Origin of the sequence: Streptomyces sp. NBC_01477 (assembly GCF_036227245.1) — a bacterium.
In the GTDB taxonomy this organism is placed as follows: domain Bacteria; phylum Actinomycetota; class Actinomycetes; order Streptomycetales; family Streptomycetaceae; genus Actinacidiphila.
Map to the genome: position 1 here is coordinate 2,267,119 of NZ_CP109445.1, position 23,349 is coordinate 2,290,467.

Annotated in this window: 19 protein-coding genes and 2 pseudogenes; 4 read left to right on the forward strand and 17 right to left on the reverse strand. The window is 70.5% G+C overall.

What is annotated here, in order from left to right; genetic code table 11:
- Positions 1-11: 11 nt before the first annotated feature.
- A complete protein-coding gene (locus OHA86_RS08960; protein WP_329173952.1) occupies positions 12-1,277 on the reverse strand; it encodes a hypothetical protein in 1,266 nt (421 codons plus the stop codon).
- An 858-nt stretch (positions 1,278-2,135) separates the two neighbouring features.
- On the reverse strand, positions 2,136-2,270 hold the full coding sequence (locus OHA86_RS08965) for a hypothetical protein (protein ID WP_329173954.1): 135 nt from the start codon (positions 2,268-2,270) through the stop codon (positions 2,136-2,138).
- Positions 2,271-2,437: 167 nt separating this feature from the next.
- On the opposite strand from OHA86_RS08965, the pseudogene OHA86_RS08970 reads away from it, so the two are divergent.
- Positions 2,438-2,618, forward strand: a pseudogene (locus OHA86_RS08970) (NF041680 family putative transposase); the annotation flags it as partial.
- 14 nt (positions 2,619-2,632) lie between these two features.
- Here OHA86_RS08970 and OHA86_RS08975 read toward each other — a convergent pair.
- Entirely contained in the window at positions 2,633-2,908 is a 276-nt protein-coding gene (locus OHA86_RS08975; protein WP_329173956.1) for a hypothetical protein, read from the reverse strand.
- A gap of 138 nt (positions 2,909-3,046) precedes the next feature.
- Between OHA86_RS08975 and OHA86_RS08980 the strand changes: the two genes are divergently transcribed.
- Complete coding sequence (locus OHA86_RS08980) at positions 3,047-3,409, forward strand: hypothetical protein (RefSeq protein WP_329173958.1); 363 nt, start codon at positions 3,047-3,049, stop codon at positions 3,407-3,409.
- 428 nt (positions 3,410-3,837) lie between these two features.
- On the opposite strand, the gene OHA86_RS08985 is transcribed toward OHA86_RS08980, so the two are convergent.
- The 7 genes and pseudogenes from OHA86_RS08985 to OHA86_RS09015 all read right to left on the reverse strand — a co-directional run bounded on the left by OHA86_RS08985 (position 3,838) and on the right by OHA86_RS09015 (position 11,379).
- A complete protein-coding gene (locus OHA86_RS08985) occupies positions 3,838-5,184 on the reverse strand; it encodes a cytochrome P450 (RefSeq protein WP_329173960.1) in 1,347 nt (448 codons plus the stop codon).
- Between the two features lie 529 nt (positions 5,185-5,713).
- Positions 5,714-5,975: pseudogene (locus tag OHA86_RS08990) on the reverse strand (transposase); the annotation flags it as partial.
- Between the two features lie 253 nt (positions 5,976-6,228).
- Positions 6,229-6,663: a hypothetical protein gene (locus OHA86_RS08995; RefSeq protein WP_329173962.1), complete on the reverse strand. Its 435-nt coding sequence runs from the start codon at positions 6,661-6,663 to the stop codon at positions 6,229-6,231.
- A gap of 9 nt (positions 6,664-6,672) precedes the next feature.
- Positions 6,673-8,142, reverse strand: coding sequence for a hypothetical protein (locus OHA86_RS09000; protein WP_329173964.1), 1,470 nt, complete (start codon positions 8,140-8,142; stop codon positions 6,673-6,675).
- On the reverse strand, positions 8,139-8,438 hold the full coding sequence (locus OHA86_RS09005) for a WXG100 family type VII secretion target (RefSeq protein ID WP_329173965.1): 300 nt from the start codon (positions 8,436-8,438) through the stop codon (positions 8,139-8,141). Before OHA86_RS09005 ends, OHA86_RS09000 begins: the two co-directional genes overlap by 4 nt.
- A 28-nt stretch (positions 8,439-8,466) precedes the next feature.
- Positions 8,467-8,814, reverse strand: a complete 348-nt coding sequence (locus tag OHA86_RS09010) for a WXG100 family type VII secretion target (RefSeq protein WP_329173967.1) — start codon at positions 8,812-8,814, stop codon at positions 8,467-8,469.
- Positions 8,815-9,258: 444 nt separating this feature from the next.
- Complete coding sequence (locus OHA86_RS09015; RefSeq protein WP_329173968.1) at positions 9,259-11,379, reverse strand: DNA gyrase/topoisomerase IV subunit B; 2,121 nt, start codon at positions 11,377-11,379, stop codon at positions 9,259-9,261.
- 425 nt (positions 11,380-11,804) lie between these two features.
- Here OHA86_RS09015 and OHA86_RS09020 point away from each other — a divergent pair, with 425 nt between their 5' ends.
- Entirely contained in the window at positions 11,805-12,035 is a 231-nt protein-coding gene (locus OHA86_RS09020) for a DUF7455 domain-containing protein (protein ID WP_329173970.1), read from the forward strand.
- A gap of 76 nt (positions 12,036-12,111) precedes the next feature.
- Here OHA86_RS09020 and OHA86_RS09025 read toward each other — a convergent pair whose 3' ends face one another.
- From OHA86_RS09025 to OHA86_RS09050, 6 genes are all read right to left on the reverse strand, one after another.
- Positions 12,112-12,981 carry a S1 family serine peptidase gene (locus OHA86_RS09025; protein ID WP_329173972.1) on the reverse strand — a complete coding sequence of 290 codons (870 nt, stop codon included), beginning with the start codon at positions 12,979-12,981 and terminating at the stop codon, positions 12,112-12,114.
- A gap of 114 nt (positions 12,982-13,095) precedes the next feature.
- Entirely contained in the window at positions 13,096-14,667 is a 1,572-nt protein-coding gene (locus OHA86_RS09030; RefSeq protein WP_329173973.1) for an RNA polymerase sigma factor, read from the reverse strand.
- Between the two features lie 254 nt (positions 14,668-14,921).
- The gene (locus OHA86_RS09035; protein WP_329173974.1) at positions 14,922-15,821 is read right to left on the reverse strand and encodes a FadR/GntR family transcriptional regulator; all 900 of its coding nucleotides are present in this window, start codon (positions 15,819-15,821) and stop codon (positions 14,922-14,924) included.
- A 105-nt stretch (positions 15,822-15,926) separates the two neighbouring features.
- Positions 15,927-17,696, reverse strand: coding sequence for an ATP-binding cassette domain-containing protein (locus OHA86_RS09040; RefSeq protein ID WP_329173975.1), 1,770 nt, complete (start codon positions 17,694-17,696; stop codon positions 15,927-15,929).
- A gap of 43 nt (positions 17,697-17,739) precedes the next feature.
- Positions 17,740-18,474 carry an NUDIX hydrolase gene (locus OHA86_RS09045; protein WP_329173976.1) on the reverse strand — a complete coding sequence of 245 codons (735 nt, stop codon included), beginning with the start codon at positions 18,472-18,474 and terminating at the stop codon, positions 17,740-17,742.
- A 57-nt stretch (positions 18,475-18,531) separates the two neighbouring features.
- Positions 18,532-20,550 (reverse strand): glycogen debranching N-terminal domain-containing protein, encoded by a 2,019-nt coding sequence (locus OHA86_RS09050; RefSeq protein WP_329173978.1) that lies wholly within the window; start codon positions 20,548-20,550, stop codon positions 18,532-18,534.
- A 213-nt stretch (positions 20,551-20,763) separates the two neighbouring features.
- Here OHA86_RS09050 and OHA86_RS09055 point away from each other — a divergent pair, with 213 nt between their 5' ends.
- Positions 20,764-22,074, forward strand: a complete 1,311-nt coding sequence (locus OHA86_RS09055) for an alpha/beta fold hydrolase (protein ID WP_329173979.1) — start codon at positions 20,764-20,766, stop codon at positions 22,072-22,074.
- On the opposite strand, the gene OHA86_RS09060 is transcribed toward OHA86_RS09055, so the two are convergent.
- Positions 21,986-23,191 carry a DUF4192 domain-containing protein gene (locus OHA86_RS09060; RefSeq protein WP_329173981.1) on the reverse strand — a complete coding sequence of 402 codons (1,206 nt, stop codon included), beginning with the start codon at positions 23,189-23,191 and terminating at the stop codon, positions 21,986-21,988. The two genes, OHA86_RS09055 and OHA86_RS09060, sit on opposite strands and share 89 nt — an antisense overlap.
- Positions 23,192-23,349 lie beyond the last annotated feature (158 nt).

Here is a 23,349-nt window from a genome sequence, read left to right on the forward strand (position 1 = left end):
TCCCGTAGCGGTCAGGCGGAAGCGGGCGCGGCAGTCTCGGCGGTCGGGGCGGTTGCCCGCCGCTCGCGGACGTACATCGTGACGGCGACGGCCGTCTCGCCCAGGCTCAGCACAAGGAACAGCAGGCTGTCTGCGAGACCGGCGCCGCCCTGGTGGCCGTTGCCGGCCAGCCGGGCGGCCGCGGTGCCGAAGACGTGGACGAGGATGGGCAGCAGCGTGAGGAGCAGCGTGGCCAGGCAGAACGCGTAGCCGACGACCATGAGCCAGGAGTACCAGCGGGCCACGGCGTGGTCCCGGGGATGCCACTGCTCCGGGTCGTAAGGGGCCGGCCGCCGTAGTAGCGCGCACCACCGGTTGGCCAGTAGCTGGCGCGCGGTCGTCTGGAGGTCGACGCAGCCCAGCACAGTGACGACCAGGTAGTAAATGTCCGTCTGGAGGAAGAAGTACCCCTGCCAGACCAGCCGCAGCAGCGTGGCGTAGGCCAGCGCGAGAAGTACGGCACCGGCCGGCGGGAAGCCGCCGCCCGCACGGTGCGTGGCGGCGGCGAGCAGGGTGAGCACCGCGAAGCAGCCGACGTCGGTGAGCATGCCCGCGAGCATCGGCAGGTAGCGGCAGCGCCGCGACACCCCCGCGAGCCCGTCGAGGTTGGTCTCGAACACCACGTAGTACAGCCGTCGTCCGATGGACAGCCGCGAGGGCACGCCGAGCCGCCGTCCGGCCAGGGCGTGCGCGGACTCGTGCAGCAGGATCAGCGGGAGCTGGCCGACGAACAGCGTCAGCGTGAGCACCGACATGTAGTGGGTGAAGAAGACGTTGTGGTAGCGCGGTGCCGCGTCGGGAACGTGCACGACCACCAGGACGCACGCCGCCAGCAGCGCCGTGTAGAGCACCGCACCGACGGGCGAGAAGACCGCGCGGCCCAGTTGCCGCCATCGCAGGGGGCGCGCGGGCAGCGGCTCGGGGATGCCGTCCGCCCGCAGGAAGCCGAGTTCCGTCAGCTCGGCGGCGAAGTCGTCGATGTCGACGGGGTCTCCGTACTCCTGCTCGTACCAGCGGGCCGCCTGCCGCGGCGGCGTGCCTTCGACCAACCGCCGGAGCAGCGCGGCGCCGTCGGCGGGCAGTACGACGAAGGTGCCCTCGTCCATCCGGCCGACCGTCACTTCGTCGCCTTCGGGCTGGAAGGTCAGCGGATGGAAGGCGAGCGGTTCGTCGTGGGCCTGTACCGCCGTCTTCCCGGCGGGAGCAGCGTCGGCGGAGGCGGGCGATTGTTCGGGCATGGCTCCCCCGGGGGCTGGTGTTCGGAACGGAGCACGGCGGGACGACGAAGCGCGGCTGGACGGGACGCGGTGCGGGGCGGGCCTCGGCGATGGGCATGGTGTCGGCTGGCCCATCGCCGAGGTTTGTCACGGTCAGGCCACGTCGCAGGGGGGACCGCCGTAGAGCGAAGCCGAGGTCGTCAGGCGCACCGAACCCGCCTTGCGGATCTTGATCTTCTTCATTCCGTCCACCTCCTTCCGGGATGTGTCGCCCTCATTGGTAACCCGCGGGCAACTGCCCTGTCGCCGGTTGCGACCACCCCTGGCACAAGCCCAGAACGCCCGCAGAACACGACGCACGACCGTCGGCAAGCCCAGTTCCGAGTTGGTCCTGGATCGCGCGCAGGGTGTCGAACGCAGATCGCGGCCGTACGCGGTGCGGAGCGCCGCGTACGGCCGATCCGACACCCAGCCGAGCCGGTCGTACTCGTGGGCCGCGACCATGAGATCCCACTCCGCGTGGTCGCAGCAGAAAGTCTCGATGTCGATCAGTCGGACCGCCCCGCGCCCGGTACGTCACCGGATGGCCGGACACGGCCAATGCCTGCTGGATGTCCTCCACGACCCCGGCAGCCGAGAACCCTTCGGCCACCAGCCCGCACCTCCAGCCGCGCGGACCTGAAGTACTCCTCCGAGCGCGCGATCCGTACGGTCAGGGGCCGGCGCTCCAGCAGGAACAGCGCGTTCCCGCCCCGGCGGATCAGTCACGCGTGCGGATCCGGGCCGACCACCGCGCACGGCTCCACCATGACCCAGTGGGCGCGCGACGAGGTGAAGCCTCCATGCACGCTCCCGGCGCCGGGCGGCGGCATTACGACGTCAGACGTCGATCTTCGAGCGGTCGAGCGTCGTGGCGGAGCTGGTGATGAACCACTCCGCCACCCTTCTGACCTGCGGCGAAGCCGCCGATTCGGCGCTGACCTGGCGTTTTCCTGATGGCTGGCGTTGGCCCACGACGGCCGTTTTCGACTGCGCTGCGGACTGTTTGCGGACCGCTGCACGCGGGCTGGTGGTACACAGCCGCCCTAGCGTTGCTTCCTGATGATCTTTCGCACCCGACCCATAATCTCCCCGCGAGCGAAGAAGCCGAGGCCCTCTTGGTGCTTGAGCCACCGAGTGACCGGGCCCGCCGGCGGTTCAGAAACCTCCGCCCGAACCTGCCTTCCGGCCCGTGCGCCCAAACCCAACCGGCCCGGTCCCGGCAGGCCACCCGGCTCGAACAACCGGCACCCCGCCACCCGCTACAACGTCGGCAAAACCACCAGACGCCCCGAAAGCATCATCGAACGCGATCAGCTCAGAGGCGGACCTCAACCTCAGAAGGGAACAGCCAGCCCGGCCTCGCGCATTCGAAGCAGCGCCCTGCCCATACACTCGGCGACCGAGGCCCCATCAGCCCTCATCCCACCGTCCAGCGGCCCACCAGAAGCAGCAAACGTCCACGCCGGCTGACCGTCACGCATGCGCTCCGCGTCGACCCGGATCATGGCACGGACACCCTGCTCGCCAAGCCACTCCAGGATGGACAGCGTCACGTCCTCGACGCCGCTGGCCAGGTCCACTTCGGGCCGCCGCCCCGTCCCCTCGGTCATGGCCGCGACCCTAATCACCATCTGATCGGGTCGCGTCACGCACTCTCAAGGCGGGCCGCCTATGAAACTCAAGAACATGTCGCCGCCAGCCTCGCCGACCACCTTGTCAGCCCAGCTGTGAGCGGAGAGGACCCGCGCATGACACTGCGCCGGCTGATGCCGCGCGCCGCGTACGGCACCGTCGCCGTCCTCAAGGACGACGGCTCAGTCTGGGTGGCAGTGCGGACTCACCCGCAGCAGCCGTGCCGCTCGTACGGCATCACCGCGCACCTCACTGCCGCAGACCAGCGCCACTCGCCGGCAGCCCACGCTCTGTACGCGCCGGCCCTGCACACCTGGTTTTACGACTGGTGCATGACCACCGGCATGCGCTGTCTCCTATACGCCTCCGGCCTGCAACGCTTCCCGGTCCACTGGCCAGCTCAATTGGCCATTGAGCTGCTTGGCAGCGGAACCCACCGTGCGCGCCTGAACCACGTCAGCGCCGTCCACCTCGGCTAGGCCCCGCAACCGGCCACCAAGGTGCGGCCATGGATCCGACCTGGCATAGGAGCGGGCGCTGACAAAGGCGACCGACGTGATGCACGTCCAGTCCCCGCACTGGCCCGCCGACCTGCGCAGCGAGACGTCTGGGACTACGCCGGCGTCCGCAAGCTGCTGGGTGGTTCACACAACTCGCCGGCCTGCGGAGTTGGTCGGGCCGGGCGAGCCGTTGCACAGGCTAAGCAGGTGCGCCGGCACGGTGATATGACCCTTTTTTGGGGGGCGAGCGTGTAGCCATTGAGTGCTGGAGTCGTCAGGGCAGCGACGATCCGACGGCGTGCTTGGCCGGGCCGAGCACGCCGCACCGCCCAGGCGGGTGGGCCTTCGTCCTCTGTGGGCTGAGTGAAGCCGACGCGGGGTGTGCAGGGTTCGGGAACCGGGCGGTGCTATGTGCGGGGCCTGAGGCGCATGTGCAGCCGTTGCGGGCTGAGTGTGAGGGCCAGGGTGGGGCGGACGGGGCGGCCGGGCAGGGGTTCCAGGCGCCATCGTGTGGCGATCGTGGCCAGGATGATGACGGCTTCGGTAATGCCGAACTGGTCGCCGACGCACTTGCGGGCGCCTCCGCCGAACGGGATGAAGGAGCCGTCCGGTGGGTTGAGGTGGCGGGAGCTGCTCCACCGGTCGGGGTCGAATTGCTCGGGGTTGTCGTACTGGTCGGTTCGGTGGTGGATGAGATAGGGGCTGAAGAAGACGGCCGTGCCGGCGCGGACGGGGTGCGTGCCGAGGTGTGTGTCGGTGGTGGTGGTGCGGCTGACAAGCCAGGCCGGCGGATAGCGTCGCAGCGATTCCATGAGGACGCGGCGTGTGTATTCCAGCCTGGGCACGTCGTCGAGTGTGGCTGCGGCGCCGGCGAGAACGCTGTCGGCCTCGGCGTGGAGCTGTTCTTCGATGTGGGGATGCTGGGCGAGTGCGTGCAGTGCCCATGCCAGGGTGGCGGCCGCGGTCTCGATGCCGGCGAAGAAGAAGGCCATCAGCTGGTCGATGATCTCGGCGTCGGAAAGGTTCTGATCATGGCCGTCTTCGGGGGAATCGGGGCTGCCGAGGAGTACGGACAGCAGGTCGTCGTGGCCGGTGGCGGCGGAGCGGCGGTCTGCGGTGGCGCGGGCCATGGTCTGGCGCAGGCGGGATTGGGCCTGGTAGTAGCGGCGGTTGCCGGGGGTGGGGAGCGTGTTCAGGCGCGGTGGTGTGATCATGCGCCGGAAGATGCCGTCCGTGATGGCGCCGAGGTCCTCCAGTACCTCGGTGATGGCGGTGGGGTTGAGGGTGTCGGCGAACATGGTTGCCACCAGGCTCTGGGCCACGATGTTCTGCATCTCGGTATAGGCGTCGATGGTCTGGCCGTCGGTCCACGAGCCGGTGATGGTGTCGGTCTGTTCGGTCATCAGGCGGGCGTACGCGGGCAGGCGGGCAGGGTGGAAGGCGGGCTGGACCAGCCGTCGCTGGCGGCGGTGGTCGGTATGGGGGCAGAGGGGCAGGCCGTTGCCCAGGACTTCCCTGCCCTGGTCGAATGCCGGGCCGCCTTTGTCGAAGGTGCGGTCGTTGACCAGGACGTGGCGGGTCAGTCCCGGGTCGCACACCAGAAGGGCCTTCATGGGGCCGATTCGGATGTGGACCAGGTCTCCGCAGGCGGGCAGTGAGGTGAGGAATTTCAGGGGGTCGCGTACCAGTGGCAGGAGGTGGCCGAGGAGAGGCAGCGCTCCCGGTGCCTGGCTGATCGCAACGTCCGTTGTCATAGCTGTCCACTCTCCGGTCGGCTGTGCGGTGGATGAAGCGGGGACACGGGGTACGCGGGGCCGGTCGTCGGGTCGCGCGGTCGGTGTAGCGGGCGGTTTCCTCTGCCCAGAGGGCGTTGCCGGTCATCCAGGTCTTGAGTCCTTCGACCATTTCGGTGAGGGCTTGGCGGTCGTCGGGCTGCAAATGGGGGTAGAGGACGGCCTCGGCGCGGCTCTCGGCGGCGAGGAACCGTCCGGCCTGGACGTGGCGGGGCAGCGGCCCGCCGGTTCCTTTCCTTTCAAGAGAGCCAGTCCCACCCCAGGAGGGGAAGGTCTCGGTAACCAAAAAGGCGTGAACGTGTTGAACGGTCCTGTGCAGGCGAACCAGGGGGCGGGCAGACGAAGGCCCGCTAGGAAGAGCACCCTGAGAGCGGGGGCAAGGCGGATGGTTCCCGGGGGGCGCATGCGGATGCGAACGGGTCGAGGTGTGCTGCCCGTCGTTGCTGGTGGGAGAGGCTTCGGTGAGGTGCGAGGCGGCTAACAACGGCTAAAACAATCCACCTGTACGTGCCCAGTCCTGTTCCGTGCCGGATGCTGCGGCGCGCGATGGCCGGCACGATACGGCGAGCGCGGTTCTGGTCGCGGTAGATGTCGTGGTCATAGCCGCGGTCGGCGAACAGCGAGTCCGGCTTGCGACGGGGATGCCCGCGTCGGCCGCGGACTGCCGGGACCGCGTCGATCAGCGGCAGGAGCTGGGTGACGTCGTTGCGGTTGCCGCCGGTGGGGATGACGGCCAGTGGGGTGCGTCCGCCGCTGCGACCATTGCAGTGACGCCGCCCGACCAGGCTCGGAAGCCAACCCTTCTCACAGAAGGCCCTGACCCTGCCCTCTACGGCCAAGGCCATCAGCCGACTACGCTCCCACCTGCGCTCGCGGTGCACTCCGCAAAGCCGTACGGACCGCCAACGGCCTCACCGCACGGGTCCACGGCCTGGACGGAATCATCACCGATTCCCACGACAAAACCATCGGTCAGATCGGCCCGGGGTCGCGGTTCTCGCGCCGTCAGTCAGCCATGTCGCGGAGTTCGTAGCCCAGGAGCCCCCCCTCGAGCAGGGGGTAGACGAGGTTCTGCACATACCACACCATGTCCGTCATCTCCGGTGCGCCCGGGACCTTCCGGCGGTCGACTACGGGGCTGAAACCTGCCGTCGTACGGTCCCGGCGGAGGAGCAGGTGTCCGCCTGTGGCCGCCTGCGGATGGTAGAGGGCGATGGCGACGGCCTGCTCCCGTACCTCATCCGAGTCCAGCATCGCCACGACTTTCGCGGCCTGCTCCGGCTCCACTGACGTCCAGTCCCAGTCGTCGTCTCCTTCGAGCATGTAGGACACCCCGAGCGGTTCCACGGGTCCCCACCCGTGTCCCGCCAGGACACTGAGCACGCCGGCGACGGTCGCGGGGTACTCGAAGGTGAGGTCGATCTCGGCAGTCCGGGACAATGTGCGCTCCTAGCCCATGGGTACGATTTTCCAGGAGAAGCCCTTTTTGGTAAGCCACTCCACGATGTCCTGGGGAATCGGGTTCTCAGAGATGAGGCAGAAATTCTTGCCGCTGGCCATGGCGATTCTTCGAGCGTCGCCCAGGTTCGATCTGAATTTTTCCATGACTTTCGCGTTCCGCTGGGCCAACTCCCAGTATTCGCCAGATTTCGCCTCGTACCAGACCTCGGCGCCGTCCTCGTCGTAGGCGCCGTCGAACTGCCTGCCGCCCTCGCTGAATTCGTCTCTACCGCCGAGTTTCTGTACGAGATCCTCCTCGTACTTGCGCCCGCGTCGTTGGGCTTTCCTGCCTCCCGAGGGCTCCTCCTCCGGCGGCTCCTCCTCGGGTGGGGTGCGTCCGCCGCCGCCCCCGTCGCCTCCCTTTCCTCCCGAGCCGCCGCCGCGTGCCTCCGCCTCGGCCATCTCTCGGTCCAGCGCCTGGGTGACCTCAGCGGTCTCGGCGTCCACCGCTTCGACCTCGGGCACGTTCTCGGCGGCAGAGGCCAGTACGGTCTCCAACTCGGCCACGCCCTCGGCGGCGTAGTCCGCCACGACGGCATCCATGATGCCGTCGACGGAGGCAAACAGCGCGGCGGCCTCCCCCGCGTCCAGCGCCGCAGCCCCCGCGTCAGAACCGCCGAAGGTGAAAACGCTGCCCAGGACGCCCAACGCGGTGGTAATGCCCATGGTGATGCCGGCCTCGGACATCTTGTGCTCGAACTCGCTGTGCGCCTCGTCGATGGCGTGGGCGAACTGCTCACACACCGAGGCGAGCTTGGTGCAGGCCAGATAGGCGGTGGACAGCGGCGCCGACCCGCCCGGGTCGCCGTCCTGCCAGATCTTGCCCCAGAAGGCCGCCATGGCGGTGACCGCCCCGCTGGTGTTGACGTCGGTGATCGCCTGCACCTGTAAGTGCAGGCTCACGCCCAGGTTGTTGATGTCCGCCGCGGCGGTACGAAAGGCCGTCGCGGCGTTGCGCAGCTTGTCCTGGTGGCCGTCGACCCAGTACTTGTGGAGCGGCGGGGGCCAGTGGTTGCTGCCACCGCCGATCGCGGTCGGCGGGTCGGGGTAGGTGATGTCGTCTACGACGTCCGGCCAGCCGAAAAGCTGCGGTGCCCCCTTGCCCGCTCTCGGGTTGGAATGGTGGTCGGCCGTGAGGTAGTTGTTCGCCGTCCGCACCAGCCCGTTCGCGCACTGCCCGACGGCCCGGACCGCCGCGGATATCGTTGCGAACAGCGCCTTGGCCGCCGGATCGTAGCCCTTCGCGAACTGCTTGCCGTACGTGTCGTCGCCGGCCATGCCTGCGGCGTCCTGCAGCGCCGTGGTCAGTGTGCCGGCGATGCCGTCGAGACGGGTCTGCCCGCCGGCGAAGGTCGTCGCCGCGGCATTCAGGTCCGAAGGTGTGACGTCGATGGGACCGGTCGGCTCGCCCCAGCTCACCTGCCGCCGCTCCAGATCCGCAGGTTCGCCGTCTCGGCGCTGTGGTAGTTGCCGTGCGCGGTGTTCGTGACGTGGTGCATGTCGCTCAGGGCTTTGTGCAGGTCGGTCGACGCCTGCCGCCACTGCGCGAAGACCGAGCCGAATCGGTTGCGCGCCTCACCCTCCCAGGAGGCCTCGAAGCGCTTCATCCCCGCGTCCAGCTGGGTCAGCAGGTACTCCAGGCTGTCCGCCTGGCCCGACAGTTCGCCGGCTAACTCGGCCAAGGCGGCCAGTTCCACTTTCAGACGCGAGGTCATCGCGTACCCCCTCCCCGTGGCGGAACCCTCAGAGATCCGCCACCTTGCTGTGCGGCGGCGACACCGGCGGGTCCACGTGCAGTTTGCGGAAGTCGTCCAGCGTTTCCAGATCCTGCGCACTGAACCCGTCGCGGCTCAGTTCGACCGCCTCCCTGACGAAGGCCAACGTCCGCCGCACCGTCCCGGTGTCACCGGCCACACGCCGGTGGATGTCGTGGTACTCCGACGCGGCATCGCTCATCCAGCAGGCCTCCGCAGTGTCGGCCATCGCGCTCAGCCGACGCTCCAGCGCCTCCAGCAGCCCCTCGGCCTCGTTCATGTTGTTCGCAAGGCCTGTCAGATCGTCCGCCGTGAGCCTCAGCAACGGCTCCGCCATGGCACGCCCCTCCCCTGGCAGTCCTTCCTCTCGATCCTGGCATCTTCACCTCCCGAGCGTTGAGGTGCCTGGTAAAGGCTGTGCCAAGGCTGTGTTGTGAGGCGCCTGAGAGACGGAGTTCGACCTCTGGGCAAGGCCTCACCCCGGGATGGGTGATCGTCACATCCAGTCTCGGCCAACCCGCACCCCGGGACCGTCGCCCGGCTGCACGCCCTCTGGCTGACCCTGCAGCAGCTCACAGACAACTGCTCCGGCCAGATCGGTGCACACGAACGGACCCGGGCCGCCGTCGACAAGGCCTACGCGGACCGCCCCGAAGAGGGCGACGCAGAGGCCCGCGCGGCGGCCTGAACAACCCCCAGAACTGACGTGACGTCAGTTCTCTTGCGGACTGTGTGCGGACTACAAGAGGTCCCCGAGTCCGCCCGGCCGCAAAACCGCAGGTCAGACGTCGATTTTCGAGCGGTCGAGCGTCGTGGCGGAGTTGGTGATGAACTCCTTGCGCGGCGCGACCTCGTTGCCCATCAGGAGGTCGAAGGCCTGCTCGGCGGCCTCGATGTCGCTGATGTTGATGCGGCGGAGGGTGCGGTGGCGGGGGTCCATCGTCGTTTCGGCCAGCTGGTTGGCGTCCATCTCGCCGAGGCCCTTGTAGCGCTGGATGCCGTCCTTGTAGCGGACGTTGCGGCGCTGGAGGTCGAGCAGGGTCTGGCGCAGTTCGCTGTCGGAGTAGGTGTAGACGTACTTGTCCTGGCCCTTCTTGGGCTGGACCAGCTCGATCCGGTGCAGCGGGGGGACTGCGGAGAAGACCCGGCCCTCCTCCACCATCGGGCGCATGTAGCGCTGGAACAGGGTGAGCAGCAGGCAGCGGATATGGGCGCCGTCGACGTCGGCGTCGGCCAGGAAGATCACCTTGCCGTAGCGCGCCTGGTCGATGTCGAAGGTCCGCCCGGAGCCGGCTCCTATGACCTGGATGATCGCGCCGCACTCGGCGTTCTTGAGCATGTCGGAGACCGACGACTTCTGGGTGTTGAGGATCTTGCCGCGGATCGGCAGCAGCGCCTGGAACTCGGAATTGCGCGCCAGCTTGGCGGTGCCGAGCGCCGAGTCGCCCTCCACGATGAACAGTTCGCTGCGGTCGACGTCGTCGCTGCGGCAGTCGGCGAGCTTGGCCGGCAGCGAGGAGGTCTCCAGCGCCGTCTTCCTGCGCTGCGCCTCCTTGTGCTGCCGGGCCGCGATCCGCGTCCTTGCGGCGGCGACGGCCTTCTCCAGCACCGCGCGGGACTGGGCCTTGGCGTCCCGCTTGGTGGAGGTCAGGAACTCCTTCAGCTCCTTGGCCACCACGGTCGACACGATCCGGTTGGCGGCCGAGGTGCCCAGCACCTCCTTGGTCTGCCCCTCGAACTGCGGCTCGGCCAGCCGTACGGTGACGACGGCCGTCAGCCCCTCCATGGCGTCGTCCTTGACGATGTCGTCCTCGGCGACCCGCAGCAGCTTCGTCGAGCGCAGCGCTTCGTTCACCGTCCTGGTGACGGAGCGCTCGAAGCCCGTCACATGGGTGCCGCCCTTGGGCGTGGCGATGATGTTGACGAAGGACCTGGTGGTGGTGTCGTACCCGGTGCCCCAGCGCAGCGCGATGTCGACGCCCAGTTCCCGGGTGACCTCGGTCGGTGTCATATGGCCGCGGTCGTCCAGGACCGGCACGGTCTCCTTGAACGTGCCGGTGCCGGTGAGCCGCACAACGTCGCAGATCGGCTTGTCGGGGGCCAGGAACTCGCAGAATTCGCTGATGCCGCCGTCGAAGTGGAAGGTGTCCTCGACGGGCTTGTCCGACTCGATGCCGCGCTCGTCGCGCACCACGATGGTCAGGCCCGGCACCAGGAACGCGGTCTGCCGGGCCCGCTGGTGCAGCGTGTCCAGCGAGAGCTTCGCGTCCTTGAGGAAGATCTGCCGGTCGGCCCAATACCGCACCCGGGTACCGGTGCGGGTGCGCGGGACCTTCTTGGCCTTCGTGACGCCGCTGGCGGGCTCGAAGGGCGCCTCGGGGCCCGCTCCGCTGAACGAGCCGGGCACCCCCCGGCGGAAGCTGATGGCGTGGGTGTGCCCGCTCCTGTCCACCTCGACGTCCAGGCGGGCCGACAGGGCGTTGACCACCGACGCGCCGACGCCGTGCAGGCCGCCGGAGGCCGCGTAGGAGCCGCCGCCGAATTTGCCGCCGGCGTGCAGCTTGGTCATGACGACCTCGACGCCCGACAGGCCGGTCTTGGGCTCGATGTCCACCGGGATCCCGCGGCCGTTGTCCCGGACCTCGATGGAGGCGTCCTCGCGGAGGATCACCTCGATGTGGTCGCAGTGGCCGCCCAGCGCCTCGTCCACCGAATTGTCGATGATCTCCCAGACGCAGTGCATCAGACCGCGACTGTCGGTGGAGCCGATGTACATGCCGGGCCGCTTGCGAACCGCCTCGAGCCCTTCGAGAACGAGGAGGTGCCGCGCGGTGTAATTGGAGCCGTCGCGATCTGCGCCCGTCAGCAGCGCGGTGGACGGCACGGATGTTTCGGCGGTCACGCGGACAACTCCTCGATCAGGATGGCCTGAAGGTCTTCAGCCGTATCGGTGAGAGGGTACCGAGGTCGGGGGGTGCGGCCACGCCGCGACCCGGTATCCGAGCGCCCATCCTAGTCGTTTTCGAGCAAGCGTTCGATCACCCGCGCGAGTGATACACATGTCACGTTCCCAAAGAGGCATGAACCATTTAGGCTCCGGGCACGTCCTCAGCAACACCCCGGCAAGCCGGTCGGGGCCAAGCTTGGGCAAGTACGACAAAAGCACCAAACGCAACATCCACCGCAAGAACTCCTATTCGCCGCCAATCGGTAACACCCAGTCACCCCGAGGCCCGTTTTCGAGGAAAAGTCGTCAGCGGGAACGTTTTCGGCCTGGTTGGATGTTGACCCTGGTACGACAGCTCGTCGAGCTAGAGAAGAGGCGACGTGACTACTGTTCTGACCCCCGCGAGTCCGCTGACGGCGGCAGACCGCTGCGACCGTTGCGGCGCTCAGGCCTACCTGCGTGTCGTGCTCATCAGTGGCGGTGAACTGCTCTTCTGCGCACACCACGGCCGCAAGTTCGAGCCTGAACTCAAGAAGATCGCTGCGGAAATACAGGACGAGACCGGACGGCTCACCGACCCCCCTGCGCCGGCGGGAGACGACGAGCGCTGACACGTCGCACCAGCGACCAGCTCGGACCTGCGGGCGGACGGACCCCATCAGGGGGTGTCCGCCCGCAGGCTTTCCGTCACATGTGCTGGGCCACCAGCCCCGACACCGCCGAGACGCGCGTGTACACCCCGGGATAGGCCGCCTCGGCGCAGCCCGTCCCCCAGGAGACCAGGCCGATCAGCCGGCCGTCCGCGACCAGCGGCCCGCCACTGTCGCCCTGGCAGGCGTCCTTCCCGCCTTCGGACATCCCCGCGCACACCATGGATGCGCGCAGATACGTACCGTCACCGTTGCCCGGATAGGCCTTCTCGCACACCGAGTCGGCCAGGACGTCGACCGTGGCCGTGCGCAGCGACTGCGGATACGCTCCCTGCCCCGTCGTGTCGCCCCACCCGTAGACCTGCGCCTGGGTCCCCGCCGTATAGGGCGCGGTGTCCTCCGGTCCGGCCATCGGGATGACGGAGCCCTCCGGCAGTGCCTGTGACAGCGTGATCACGGCGACGTCGCCGGCGTTGGTGGCGGCGTCGAAATCGGGATTGACCCACACGTCGGACAGCGGTATTTCCTCACCGGCCGACCCGCTGAGGTCCGTACGCCCGGCGATGACCCGCAGATCCGGCAGTTTGCGCCAGTCGGTGACACCCAGCGCCTCCTGGCCGAAGCAATGTGCCGCGGTGACGACCGTACGCGGCCCGACCGCCACACCGCCGCAGAACTGCCCCGATCGGCCGGCGCCGAAACGCTGGCGGCTGGAGAGCGCCACGACCCACGGCTCGCTGTCCGTCGTGGTGGGCGCACCGCCGACCACGACTCCGTTGGCGGCGGCCGGGGCCGCGGGCGCCGCCAGGGGGACGGCAAGCGCCGGCAGCAGGGCCGCCGCGGCTATCAGTGCACGGCGGCCGCCCACGGCACGACGGTGCGAGCGGGCGGGGATGGGGACATGCATACGGCCTCCTGACCCTGTGAATCACTCTGGACACCCAGAGTCATCGATAGGGTCGGAGGCCGCATCCGCAAGGATCGGCCGTCCCGCCCGGGCGGGACGGCCGATCGGGGAACGTCAGTCGAGGTAGTCGCGCAGCACCTGCGAGCGCGACGGGTGACGCAGCTTGGACATCGTCTTGGACTCGATCTGCCGGATCCGCTCCCGCGTGACGCCGTACACCTTGCCGATCTCGTCCAGCGTCTTGGGCTGCCCGTCGGTCAGGCCGAAGCGCATGGAGACCACGCCCGCCTCGCGCTCGGACAGGGTGTCGAGCACCGAGTGCAGCTGCTCCTGCAGAAGCGTGAAGCTCACCGCGTCCGCCGGCACGACCGCCTCGGAGTCCTCGATCAGGTCACCGAACTCGCTGTCGCCGTCCTCGCCGAGCGGGGTGTGCAGCGAGATCGGCTCACGGCCGTACTTCTGGACCTCGATGACCTTCTCCGGGGTCATGTCGAGTTCCTTGGCCAGCTCCTCCGGGGTGGGCTCACGGCCCAGGTCCTGGAGCATCTGGCGCTGCACCCTGGCCAGCTTGTTGATGACCTCGACCATGTGCACCGGGATACGGATAGTGCGGGCCTGGTCGGCCATCGCGCGGGTGATCGCCTGGCGGATCCACCACGTGGCGTACGTGGAGAACTTGAAACCCTTCGTGTAGTCGAATTTCTCGACCGCACGGATCAGGCCCAGGTTGCCTTCCTGGATCAGGTCCAGGAAGAGCATGCCGCGGCCGGTGTAGCGCTTGGCCAGCGAGACGACGAGCCGGAGGTTGGCCTCCAGCAGGTGGTTCTTGGCCCAGCGCCCGTCCTCGGCGATGATCTCCAGCTCGCGCTTGAGCTTGGGAGCGAGCTTGTCGGCAGCCGCCAGCTTGTCCTCGGCGAAGAGGCCCGCCTCGATGCGCTTGGCCAGCTCCACCTCCTGCTCGGCATTGAGCAGCGGGACCTTGCCGATCTGCTTGAGGTAGTCCTTGACCGGGTCGGCGGTGGCGCCGGCGACCGCGACCTGCTGCGCGGGCGCGTCGTCCTCGTCGTCGTCGGAGAGCACGAAGCTCTCGGACTCCGTCTTCTCGGTCTCTTCCTCGCCGGCCTTGCCGGGGGCGACGTCCTCGAGCGACTCCTCCGCCTCGACCGCCTCGTCCTCGCCCGCGGAACCGGCGGTCTTCTTGGCCGCCACCTTCTTCGCGGGGGCCTTCTTGGCGGCCGTCTTCCTGGCGGCGGTCTTCTTCGCGGGCGACTTCTTGGCTGCTGGGTTTTCCGCCTCCACCGATGGCTCCACCGTGGTCTCGGCCTCGGCTGCCGCCTCGGAAGCGGTGGCCCTGGGCGCAACGGTCTTCTTGGCAGGGGCCGCCTTGGTGGCGACCGTCTTGGTGGCAGTACGCTTCGCCGGGCTCTTGGCTGCGACGCTCTTACGGGTGCGCTTGGGCGCCTCAGCGGCACTCACCATCAGCGTCACACCCTCCTCGTCGAGGACCTGGTTGAGGCTGCGCAGAACGTTCTTCCACTGGGTTGCCGGAATCTGGTCCGCTTCGAACGCCCGACGCACATCGTCGCCTGCGATCTGCCCCTGGGCCTTACCCTGCTCGATGAGCGCCATCAGAGACTCGGACTCGGCGATCTCGGACGGGAGCGTACGGGATGTGCTGGCCGACACGAACAACCTCTCGGAACGATGGGAACGACTCGGTGGAACCGCACAGCGACTCAGCGTCAAGCTCAATGCTGAATATTCCTCGTACGGTCGCCACCTCTTAAGTCATCGCACTGCCTCGCCTGGCGTTACGCCCAGCTTACGTGGCCCGAGTCACACCCCAAATTGTGCAGATCAGCGGCAAAGCCGGACATGTGCCACGCACGGGGCCGCCGCAGGCCCCTGACTACGGGGTCCACGGCGGCCCGGCGGGGCGGTCAGTGCTCTCGGGGGGCGGGGACGACGTGGTCGGCGGGAGCGGCCTGCTCCGACGGAGCGGAGAGCAGCTGGCGCATCGCCGCCTCCGCCGTGCCGCCGTCTCCGCCGGCGAGCGCGTCGACGATCCGGTGGTGGAGTCCCACCGAGGCGTCGCCGGGCCGCTCGCAGCCGGTGACCGGACCGCCGGAGACGTGCAGCGCCGACGACACGATGCCGGACAGGTGCTCCAGCATGCGGTTGCCGGCGACCTGGAGCAGCAGGGCGTGGAATTCCACGTCCGCGCGCGTAAAGGTGAGCGCGTCGCCCTGGGCGGCGGCGTGCGCCATGATCTCGGCCATGTCGGCCAGCCGCTGCTGCACGTCCTCGCGGCCGTGGCCCGCGGCGAGCCGGGCGGCGAGCGGTTCGATGGTCCAGCGCAGTTCGAGCAGCTCGCGGCGCTGTTCGTCGCGCTGCGGCCCGAAGGCGCGCCATTCGATGATGTCGGGGTCGAGCAGATTCCAGTCGCTGACCGGCCGGACCCGGGTGCCGACATTGGGCCGGGCGCTGACCAGGCCCTTGGCCTCAAGGACCCGCAGGGACTCGCGCACCACGGTGCGGGAGACCTCGAATCGCTGGCCGATCTCCTCGGGGACCAGCGGGCGGTCGGCGCCCAGGTCGCCGGAGACGATCATCTGTCCGAGCTGCTGAACGAGTTGGCCGTGCAGTCCCCGGCCACGGTTGCCGCCGGCCCGGCGGCCCACCCGGGTCATGTCCGAGTCCAGGCCTTCCCAGGAGCCGAGCCCTGGACGGTCGCCACCGGGGGCGTCGGCATACGAGTAGCGGTCCAGCTCGCCCGGGCCGGCGATGCCGGAGTCGGCGGATCGAGCCGCGGTCATCATGGTGTGCGCAAGGGTACTCACGCATCCTTTGTCGGCGATGCCGATGCGCGCCTTGAGGGCTTTGCTGAAAAGCACACGAAAGGGTGAGCGCTCATCACCTGATAATTGACGTTTTATGAGGACGAATCACCCCTCTTCACCGTCGGTCCCGACAGGTCCCGCGGACGGAAGGGGAGTTGGCCTGCGGCCGCGCCTGCGCCCGCGCAAGGCACCTGCCAGATAGGCGATGACCAGGCCTGACAGCGACAACGCCAGTGCGAGGACGAGCGGTTGCGCAGCCGAGTGCAGCGCCGCGAGGGCCGCACGGTCGTCGGCTTGCGGCGCTCCGCTGAGCACCGACCACAAGGCGCCGCCCGCGTCGAGGAATTGCCGCCCGGTGCGACCACCGAGCAAGGCCCGTACGCCCGGTGCGATCAGCAGCGGCACCGACAGGACCGCGGACAGCCCGAGCGCCGTCGTACGGAACGCGCACGCCGCGAGCACCCCGGTCCACGCGCACCCGACGGCCAGCGCCGCCCAGCCCGCCGTGGCGGCCGACAGCGCCGTCGGGTCGGGGGTGCGGCCGGGGCCGAGGGCGAGCCGCAGCACGGCGGTGTCCGCCAGCGCCGCCAGAACGGCGAGCATCAGCGCGAGGGCGCCGCTCACCGCGAGTTTGGCGGCGAGCAGCCGCGGCGCCCGGGGTTCGGGGCCGAAGCCGGGGGTCAGCGCGGGGAAGGCGAACTCCTGCCCGTACGACAGCGCTCCCAGCGCTCCGGCGCCGACCGCGGCGGCGGGCAGCGGAAGCGCCGCGGGCCAGCCGGACAGCAGCCGCAACGGTGACGCGTGGGCGGCCCCGCCGCGGGCCAGCAGCAGCGCGCCGAGCACGGACGCGACAAGGGCCGCCGCCGCGGTCGGCCAGGGGCTCCGCACACCGAAGCAGCGGCGCAGTTCGTAGCGCACCGGCCGCAGCGGGCTGTGCGGCATACGGTGCGGCGAGGACCGGCGCTGCTCGGGGACGGCGCGCGAGGCGTCGTCCCCGTCGTCCGTGGACGGGCCGGTGTCCTGGGCCGCCGCTGTCCCGTCCGCCAGCTGGTGCAGCAGGATGCCGTTCCGGTAGGCGACCTCGCCGACGGCCGCCGACGTGGCGCCGTAGACGGCGATACGGCTCCCGCTGGTCGCGACCACCTCCGCGCCGTCCTCGGCGAGCAGCCCGGCCAGCCGCTGGGCGAACGGCGACCGTACGGCCACGTGCGGCCGCAGCCGGGTCCCGGCGAAGAGCGCCGCGGGCTGGTCGGCGACGATCCGGCCATCCGCCAGGGCGATCACCCGGTCGGCGGTCCTTGCCAGCGCTCCGGGGTCGCGGCCGGTCAGGAGCACGGCGCCGCCCGCGGCCGCGTGACGGCGTACGAGCGCGTGCATCCAGGCCGCCTCGCGCGGCGGAAGCTCGCGGACCGGGTCGTCGAGGACGAGCGCGTGCGGGTCGGGCAGCAGCGCCACGGCGAAGGCCAGCCGCCGGTCCATGCCGAGCGAGTACGTGCCGAGGCGCCGGTCGGCCACCGCGTCGAGGCCGACGGTTTCCAGCAGGTCGTCGGCGCGCGCGGCTTCCAGGCCGTGCGCGGCGCAGAGCATGCGCAGATGGCCGCGCGCGGTGCGGCGCGGGTGTCCGGGGACGTCGCCCAGGACCGCGCCGATCGCGTGGGCGGGCCTGGCCAGTTCGTGCAGCGGGCGGCCGTCGACAAGCGTGGCGCCCCTGCCGGCCTGCAGGCCGAGCAGCAGACGGGCGGCGGTGGACTTGCCCGACCGCGCGGGTCCGAACAGACCGGTGACCTCGCCCGGCCGGATGTCGAAGGTGAGGTCGGCGACGGCGGGCGGGGCGCCGCGGCGGGGCATGCTGGTCAATCCGATGGCCTGGATCACCCTCGCACCATAACGCTGGAAAAGGGGTAAATCTCCCCGCGAACTACACCTCGGGTCTGAGCATCGGCGGATTGAGCAGAGTGGCCCCGCCGGCCCTGAACAACTGTGCGGGACGGCCGCCCTGACGAGTTGTCGTCCCCCCGGTCGGCACCAGGAAGCCCACCGTGCCGGTCACTTTGCGGTGGAAGTTGCGCGGGTCGAGCGCCACACCCCAGACCGCCTCGTAGACCCGGCGCAGCTCCCCCACGGTGAATTCTGGCGGGCAGAAGGCCGTCGCCAGGGACGAATACTCGATCTTCGACCTGGCCCTTTCCACCCCGTCCGCCAGGATCCGCGCATGGTCGAAGGCCAGCGGCGCCGTCTCGCCGGGGTGCTCCTGCCCGCCCTCGGCCAGCAGCGTGCCGACCGGCGCCCAGCGCGCGCTGCGCGCGTCCCCGCCGGCCTTCGGCGCGGGCAGATCGGGGGCGAGCACGAGATGGGCGACGCTCACCACCCGCATCCTCGGGTCGCGCTGCGGATCGCCGTAGGTCGCGAGCTGCTCCAGGTGGGCGCCGCTCTGCGCCCGCAGCCCGGTCTCCTCGGCCAGTTCGCGCGCGGCGGCCTGCGACAGGTCCTCGTCGGCCCGGACGAACCCGCCGGGCAGTGCCCATCGCCCCTGATAGGGAGGCTCGCCACGGCGTACTGACAGCGCGCACAGCGCGTGATGTCGCACTGTGAGCACGACCAGGTCGACGGTGACGGCAAAGGGCGGAAAGGCCGACGGGTCGTAGGGCGACATGCCGCGATCCTAGTCGTCTGCTTGACGATAATCAGCCGGATCGACACCTCTCCGCGATCACGTCCTCCGGTCGTCCCGCCCGCCGCAGGCACCGAGCCGCAGCCCCGGTGCGGCCTCCTCGACCATCGCCGTCCCCCGCCGGCCGACCCGCACCGCGAACGGCGCCTCCGCGATCCGTATCCCGCTCAGCCGAACGGCCCCCACCGGCGCGCAGGACAGTGGCCGCAGCGCGACGGACCCGCCCGGTGCGTCCGGCCGTACCCCGGCCAGCGCGGTCAGCAGATGGACCGATCCGGCCGCCGCGAGCGCGGCGGGACGGCAGGCCATCGGATGCGGGCACGGCGGCCCGCTGCCCGTCCGCTGCTCCCCCGCGTATATCTCCGGCAGGCGCAGGCCGAACGCCGCCGCCGCGTCGAGCACCCCCTTCATGAGCGAAGCGGCGGCCTCCTCCAGCCCCGACGCCGCCAGCCCCGCCACGGCCACGGCGGTCTCATGGACCCGCACAGCACCACTGCGATGCCCGAACGGGCTGTAGCCGGGCGAGCCGGCCGACAGCGTCCGCAGGCCCCAGCCGCTGTCGAGCCCTGCCGTGGTCAGCAGCCGCCCGAGCTGCGCGGTCCGCGCATCGTCCAGCAGGCCGTCCGCCGCCCTGCCGCCGCCGGACAGCCCGGTGTCGAGCAGATGGGCCAGCGATGACGACACGGCGTCCAGCGCCCTGCCGTCGGCGGTGCACGCTGCTGCGGGCCGACCCCCGCCGGGTTCGTCGATCCAGAACCGCTCGCGGAACGCCGCCCGCAGCGCCGCCGCCCGGTCCCGCCATTCCTCCGCTCCCGGTCGGCCGAACGCGTCGAGCAGATCCGCGCCGTGCAGCGCGGCCCGGTGCGCATGGGCCTGCACCTCCGTGCGCAGCGGCCCGCCGGGCGCGGGGTCCGCCACGAGTCCGCCCGCCTCCGACGCCGCCACGGCGCCGCGCAGCCAGTCCAGGCAGCGCTCCGCCGCGGGCAGCAACGGCTCCGTCTCACGGGCGGGCAGTCCCCAACGCCACGCCTCCGCCAGCACGCTCACGAACAGCAGCGTCGCCTCCGTCCCCGAGGACAGCGGCGGCAGGTGCGGGCCCATGTCCCGCGGCGCACCGGGGATCCGTCCGGTGCCGGGGTCCTGCATCCGCGCGAGCGTACGCAGCGTCCCCGCCGCCAGCCGGGTGCCGAACGGAAGCAGCATCCGTGCGGCCCACAGCGCGTCGGACGGTGCCAGTCCGAGCCGCCACGGCGCCCCGGCCGCCGCATGGATGTCCGCCGGATGCCGCGGGTCGCGCAGCAGCAGACCGTGGAGGTCGTCGAGCGCGGCGCCGAGCAGGGCGCCGGCCCTCGAGTCGTCCGCGTCCAGTGCCGCGTCGGGCCACAGCCGCGGCGGCCGCGCGGGCCGGGACGGGCCGGGGACGGCGCCGGCCGCCGCGACAGGCCCGGTCCGCAGCTCGACCGTCCGCGACGCCCCGGCCGGCAGGTCCACCCGCCAGCCCAGCCGGCCCGCCGCGGCCAGCACCACGTCCGGCGCGGGCCGGGCCGTCGTCTGCACCGCGTGCTCGCCGTCCGACCACCTCAGCCCCGCCCCGCTGACCGTGCAGGACACCTCGGCGCCCGCCCGGCCCGCGGCGACCGCGGCCAGCGCCGCCAGGTCGGTGCCCAGGGTGATCTCGACCGGCAGCCGCAGCCGCACCGGGCCCGTGTTGGTCAGCGTGATCCGCTCCGTGCCGTCGACGGACCTCACCCGCTCGACGGTGACGGAAGGGTCGGGGCCGCGGTCGGCCGCCGTCCGCACCACCGCCATGAAGCGGACCCGGTCGGCGCCCAGCATCGCGGCCTGCACGGCGAGCGGTTCTGCCCCCGCCACGGTCAGCACGCACCGGGCCAGCAACCGGCGCCCGTCGCGGTAGAGGCCGTCGAATCCCTCTCCCTTCAACTGCCCGCACCGGCCCGAGACCGCGAGCGCCGGGGCGGCCACGCAGATCAACGCGTCGTGGACGGCGATCGGCGCTCGGTCCGCCCGGACCGGTCCGGGGTGCGGCGGTGCCTTCACCGCCGCCCGCCCGCCCGCGTACCGCACCGCCGCCGGACTGGCTCGGTGATCGAGGCCGCGTTGGGCCGCGAACGGTTCGGCTGTCGCGCTGTGTGCTGCACATGTGATGAACGGCGTGTCGCGCACACAGGTCACGGGCCGTCTACGGTTCCTGAACGAAAGGCACCATTCGCGCCGCCCCCGCATCCCGCGGAGCAGCAGAAAAGAGGCAGCATGCCCGTCCACCGCCAGCCCGGCACCATCGTCACCGACCACCGCCTCCAAGTGCCGCTCGATCACACGGCACCCGGCGGTGAGCACATCGAGGTCTTCGTGCGGGAGGTGGTGGCGGCGGACAAGGACGCCGACCGGCGGCCCTGGCTGCTGTACCTGCAGGGCGGACCCGGCAACCGCAGTCCGCGTCCGCTGGGCCGGGACGGCTGGCTGGCGCGCGCGCTGGACGACTATCGCGTGCTGCTGCTCGACCAGCGCGGCACCGGGCTCTCCACTCCCGCGAACCGCCAGACGTTGCCCGCGCGCGGTGACGCGGCCGCACAGGCCGAATACCTTTCGCATTTCCGGGCCGACGCGATCGTGCGGGACTGCGAACTCATCCGGCGCCGGCTGCTCGGGATCGACGAGCCGTGGAGCGTCCTCGGCCAGAGCTTCGGCGGCTTCTGCGCCGTCACCTACCTGTCCTTCGCGCCCCAGGCGCTCAGCGAAGTGCTGATCACCGGCGGTCTTCCGGGACTGCGGGCGACACCCGAGGGGGTCTACCGCGCGGCCTACCCGCGGATCCGGCGCAAGAACGCCGCGCACTACGCCCGCTACCCCGAGGACGTCGCCGCGGTCCGGGACATCGTCCGCCATCTGCGCGACCGCCCCGCCACACTTCCGGGCGGCGGCGTGCTCACCCCGCGCGCCTTCCAGGCCCTCGGCCTGATGCTGGGCTCGGGCACCGGTTCGCACACGCTGCACTACCTGATCGAGGACGCCTTCGTCACCGGGCCCGCCGGACGCCTGCTGTCCGACTCCTTTCTCGCCGAGGCCCAGGGGCACCTGTCCTTCGCCGGCGGCCCCCTCTACGCGGTCCTGCATGAGGCGACCTACGGCCAGAAATCCGTCTCCGCTCAGGGGACCCGGTGGGCGGCCGAGTCCGTCCGGGGCGAATTCCCCGATTTCGACGCGGACGCCGCGCTCGACGGCGAGGGACCGGTGCTCTTCACCGGGGAGACCATCCACCCGTGGATGTTCGAAACCGATCCGGCGCTTGCACCACTGCGCGAGACGGCCGAACTGCTGGCGCAGCGCGAGCAGTGGCCGGACCTCTACGACCCGGACCGGCTGGCGCGCAACGAGGTGCCTGTCGCGGCGGCCGTCTACCACGACGACATGTACGTCGACACGGCCGATTCGCTGGCTACCGCCCGGGCGATCCGGGGCCTGCGGACCTGGGTCACCGACGAATACGAGCACGACGGCCTCCGAGTGAGCGGCGGCCGGGTCCTCGACCGGCTGCTCCGGCTGGTCCGCGGCGAACTGTAGTCGCCTCCAGAATCCTTCTGCGCCGGGTGCTCTGCAGGGACCGCCGCACCACTTCGGGGTCCAGCCCCTGGCTGACGGCGTGCTGAAGCAGGCGGGCGAAGGTGCAGTGGGGTTCGAGGTCGAGTGCCCGGCACAGGGCGACACGCGCCTGCGCCTCGTCGTCCGAGCACCAGGCGACCCAGCCGGTCAGGGCGAGCAGCGCCGCCGCGTGCTCCGCATACGGCCCCGTGCAGCGCCTGGCCAGCGCCCGCCACAGCCGGATCGCCGCGTCCGCCCTGGCCGGGTCCGCCCACTCCGCGACACGGTCACGTGCCTCGCGGTCCTGGAGGCCCAGGATCATCTCGGCCGCATCACCGTGTACGAGGAGGGCGTCGTCCCTCCTGTCGGCCCGCACCGGATCGGTGACCGGAGCTGCCGAGCCGAACGCCTCCAGGGCGATACCCGCCAGTTCGACCGTGCGCTCCGTGACAGAGGCGCTTGCGCTTCTGTCGAGCATGCGCGGCACCAGCCTGGCGCACGCCAGGTCGAGCGCGGTTTCGTACTCGGCATCCCGCGACTCGACGGGCCGGAGCCGGGACTCCAAGTCGCGCAGCGACAACGGCATCCGGATGCCGTTGTACGCGGCAACGGCGGCGATCGCGGATCCGCCGGGCTCCGCAAGGGGTACACCGCCGTCCGGGGGGTGCACCGCGCCGCCGGGCTCGGGCCGGCAGTACGACCACCAGCGGCCCCCCGAGACGCAGAGCGCCTCGATCACCGGAACGTCCAGTTCACCGCAGGCAATGCGGATCTGCTGGGCGAACGGCCGCAGGCGCTCCATCACCTCGGAGGACCGCTCGCCCGCGCGCGGGTCCCGGCAGAGGAAGACCACGATGGAGGACGGTCGGCCGCCGCGCTGCAAGCTGCCCGTCACCAGGCAGTCCGCGAGCTGCTTGGCGAGCTGCGGCCACTCCTCGGGGTCCTGCGGGTCCTCGGGCAGCCCGACCCGCAGCCTGCCTCCGAAGCGCCCCTGCTCGCCGTGCAGGGCCAGCAGGACCACCGAGTCGTCGGGGTGGTAGCCCATCAGGAACGGCAGGGCGTCCACGAGTTCGTCCGGCCCGCGCAGGACGATCTTCATGTCGCCCGCCGACGATGATGACTCTCCGTACTGAGTTTGGTTGCTCTGTGTCATGACTTGAGCTTGCCGCAGAGAGCGCACTTCCCACCAGACCCCCTCAAAACCTGTGGATAACTTTGGACCCGGAGTTATCCACAGGTCGCCGAACGGCGTTGGCG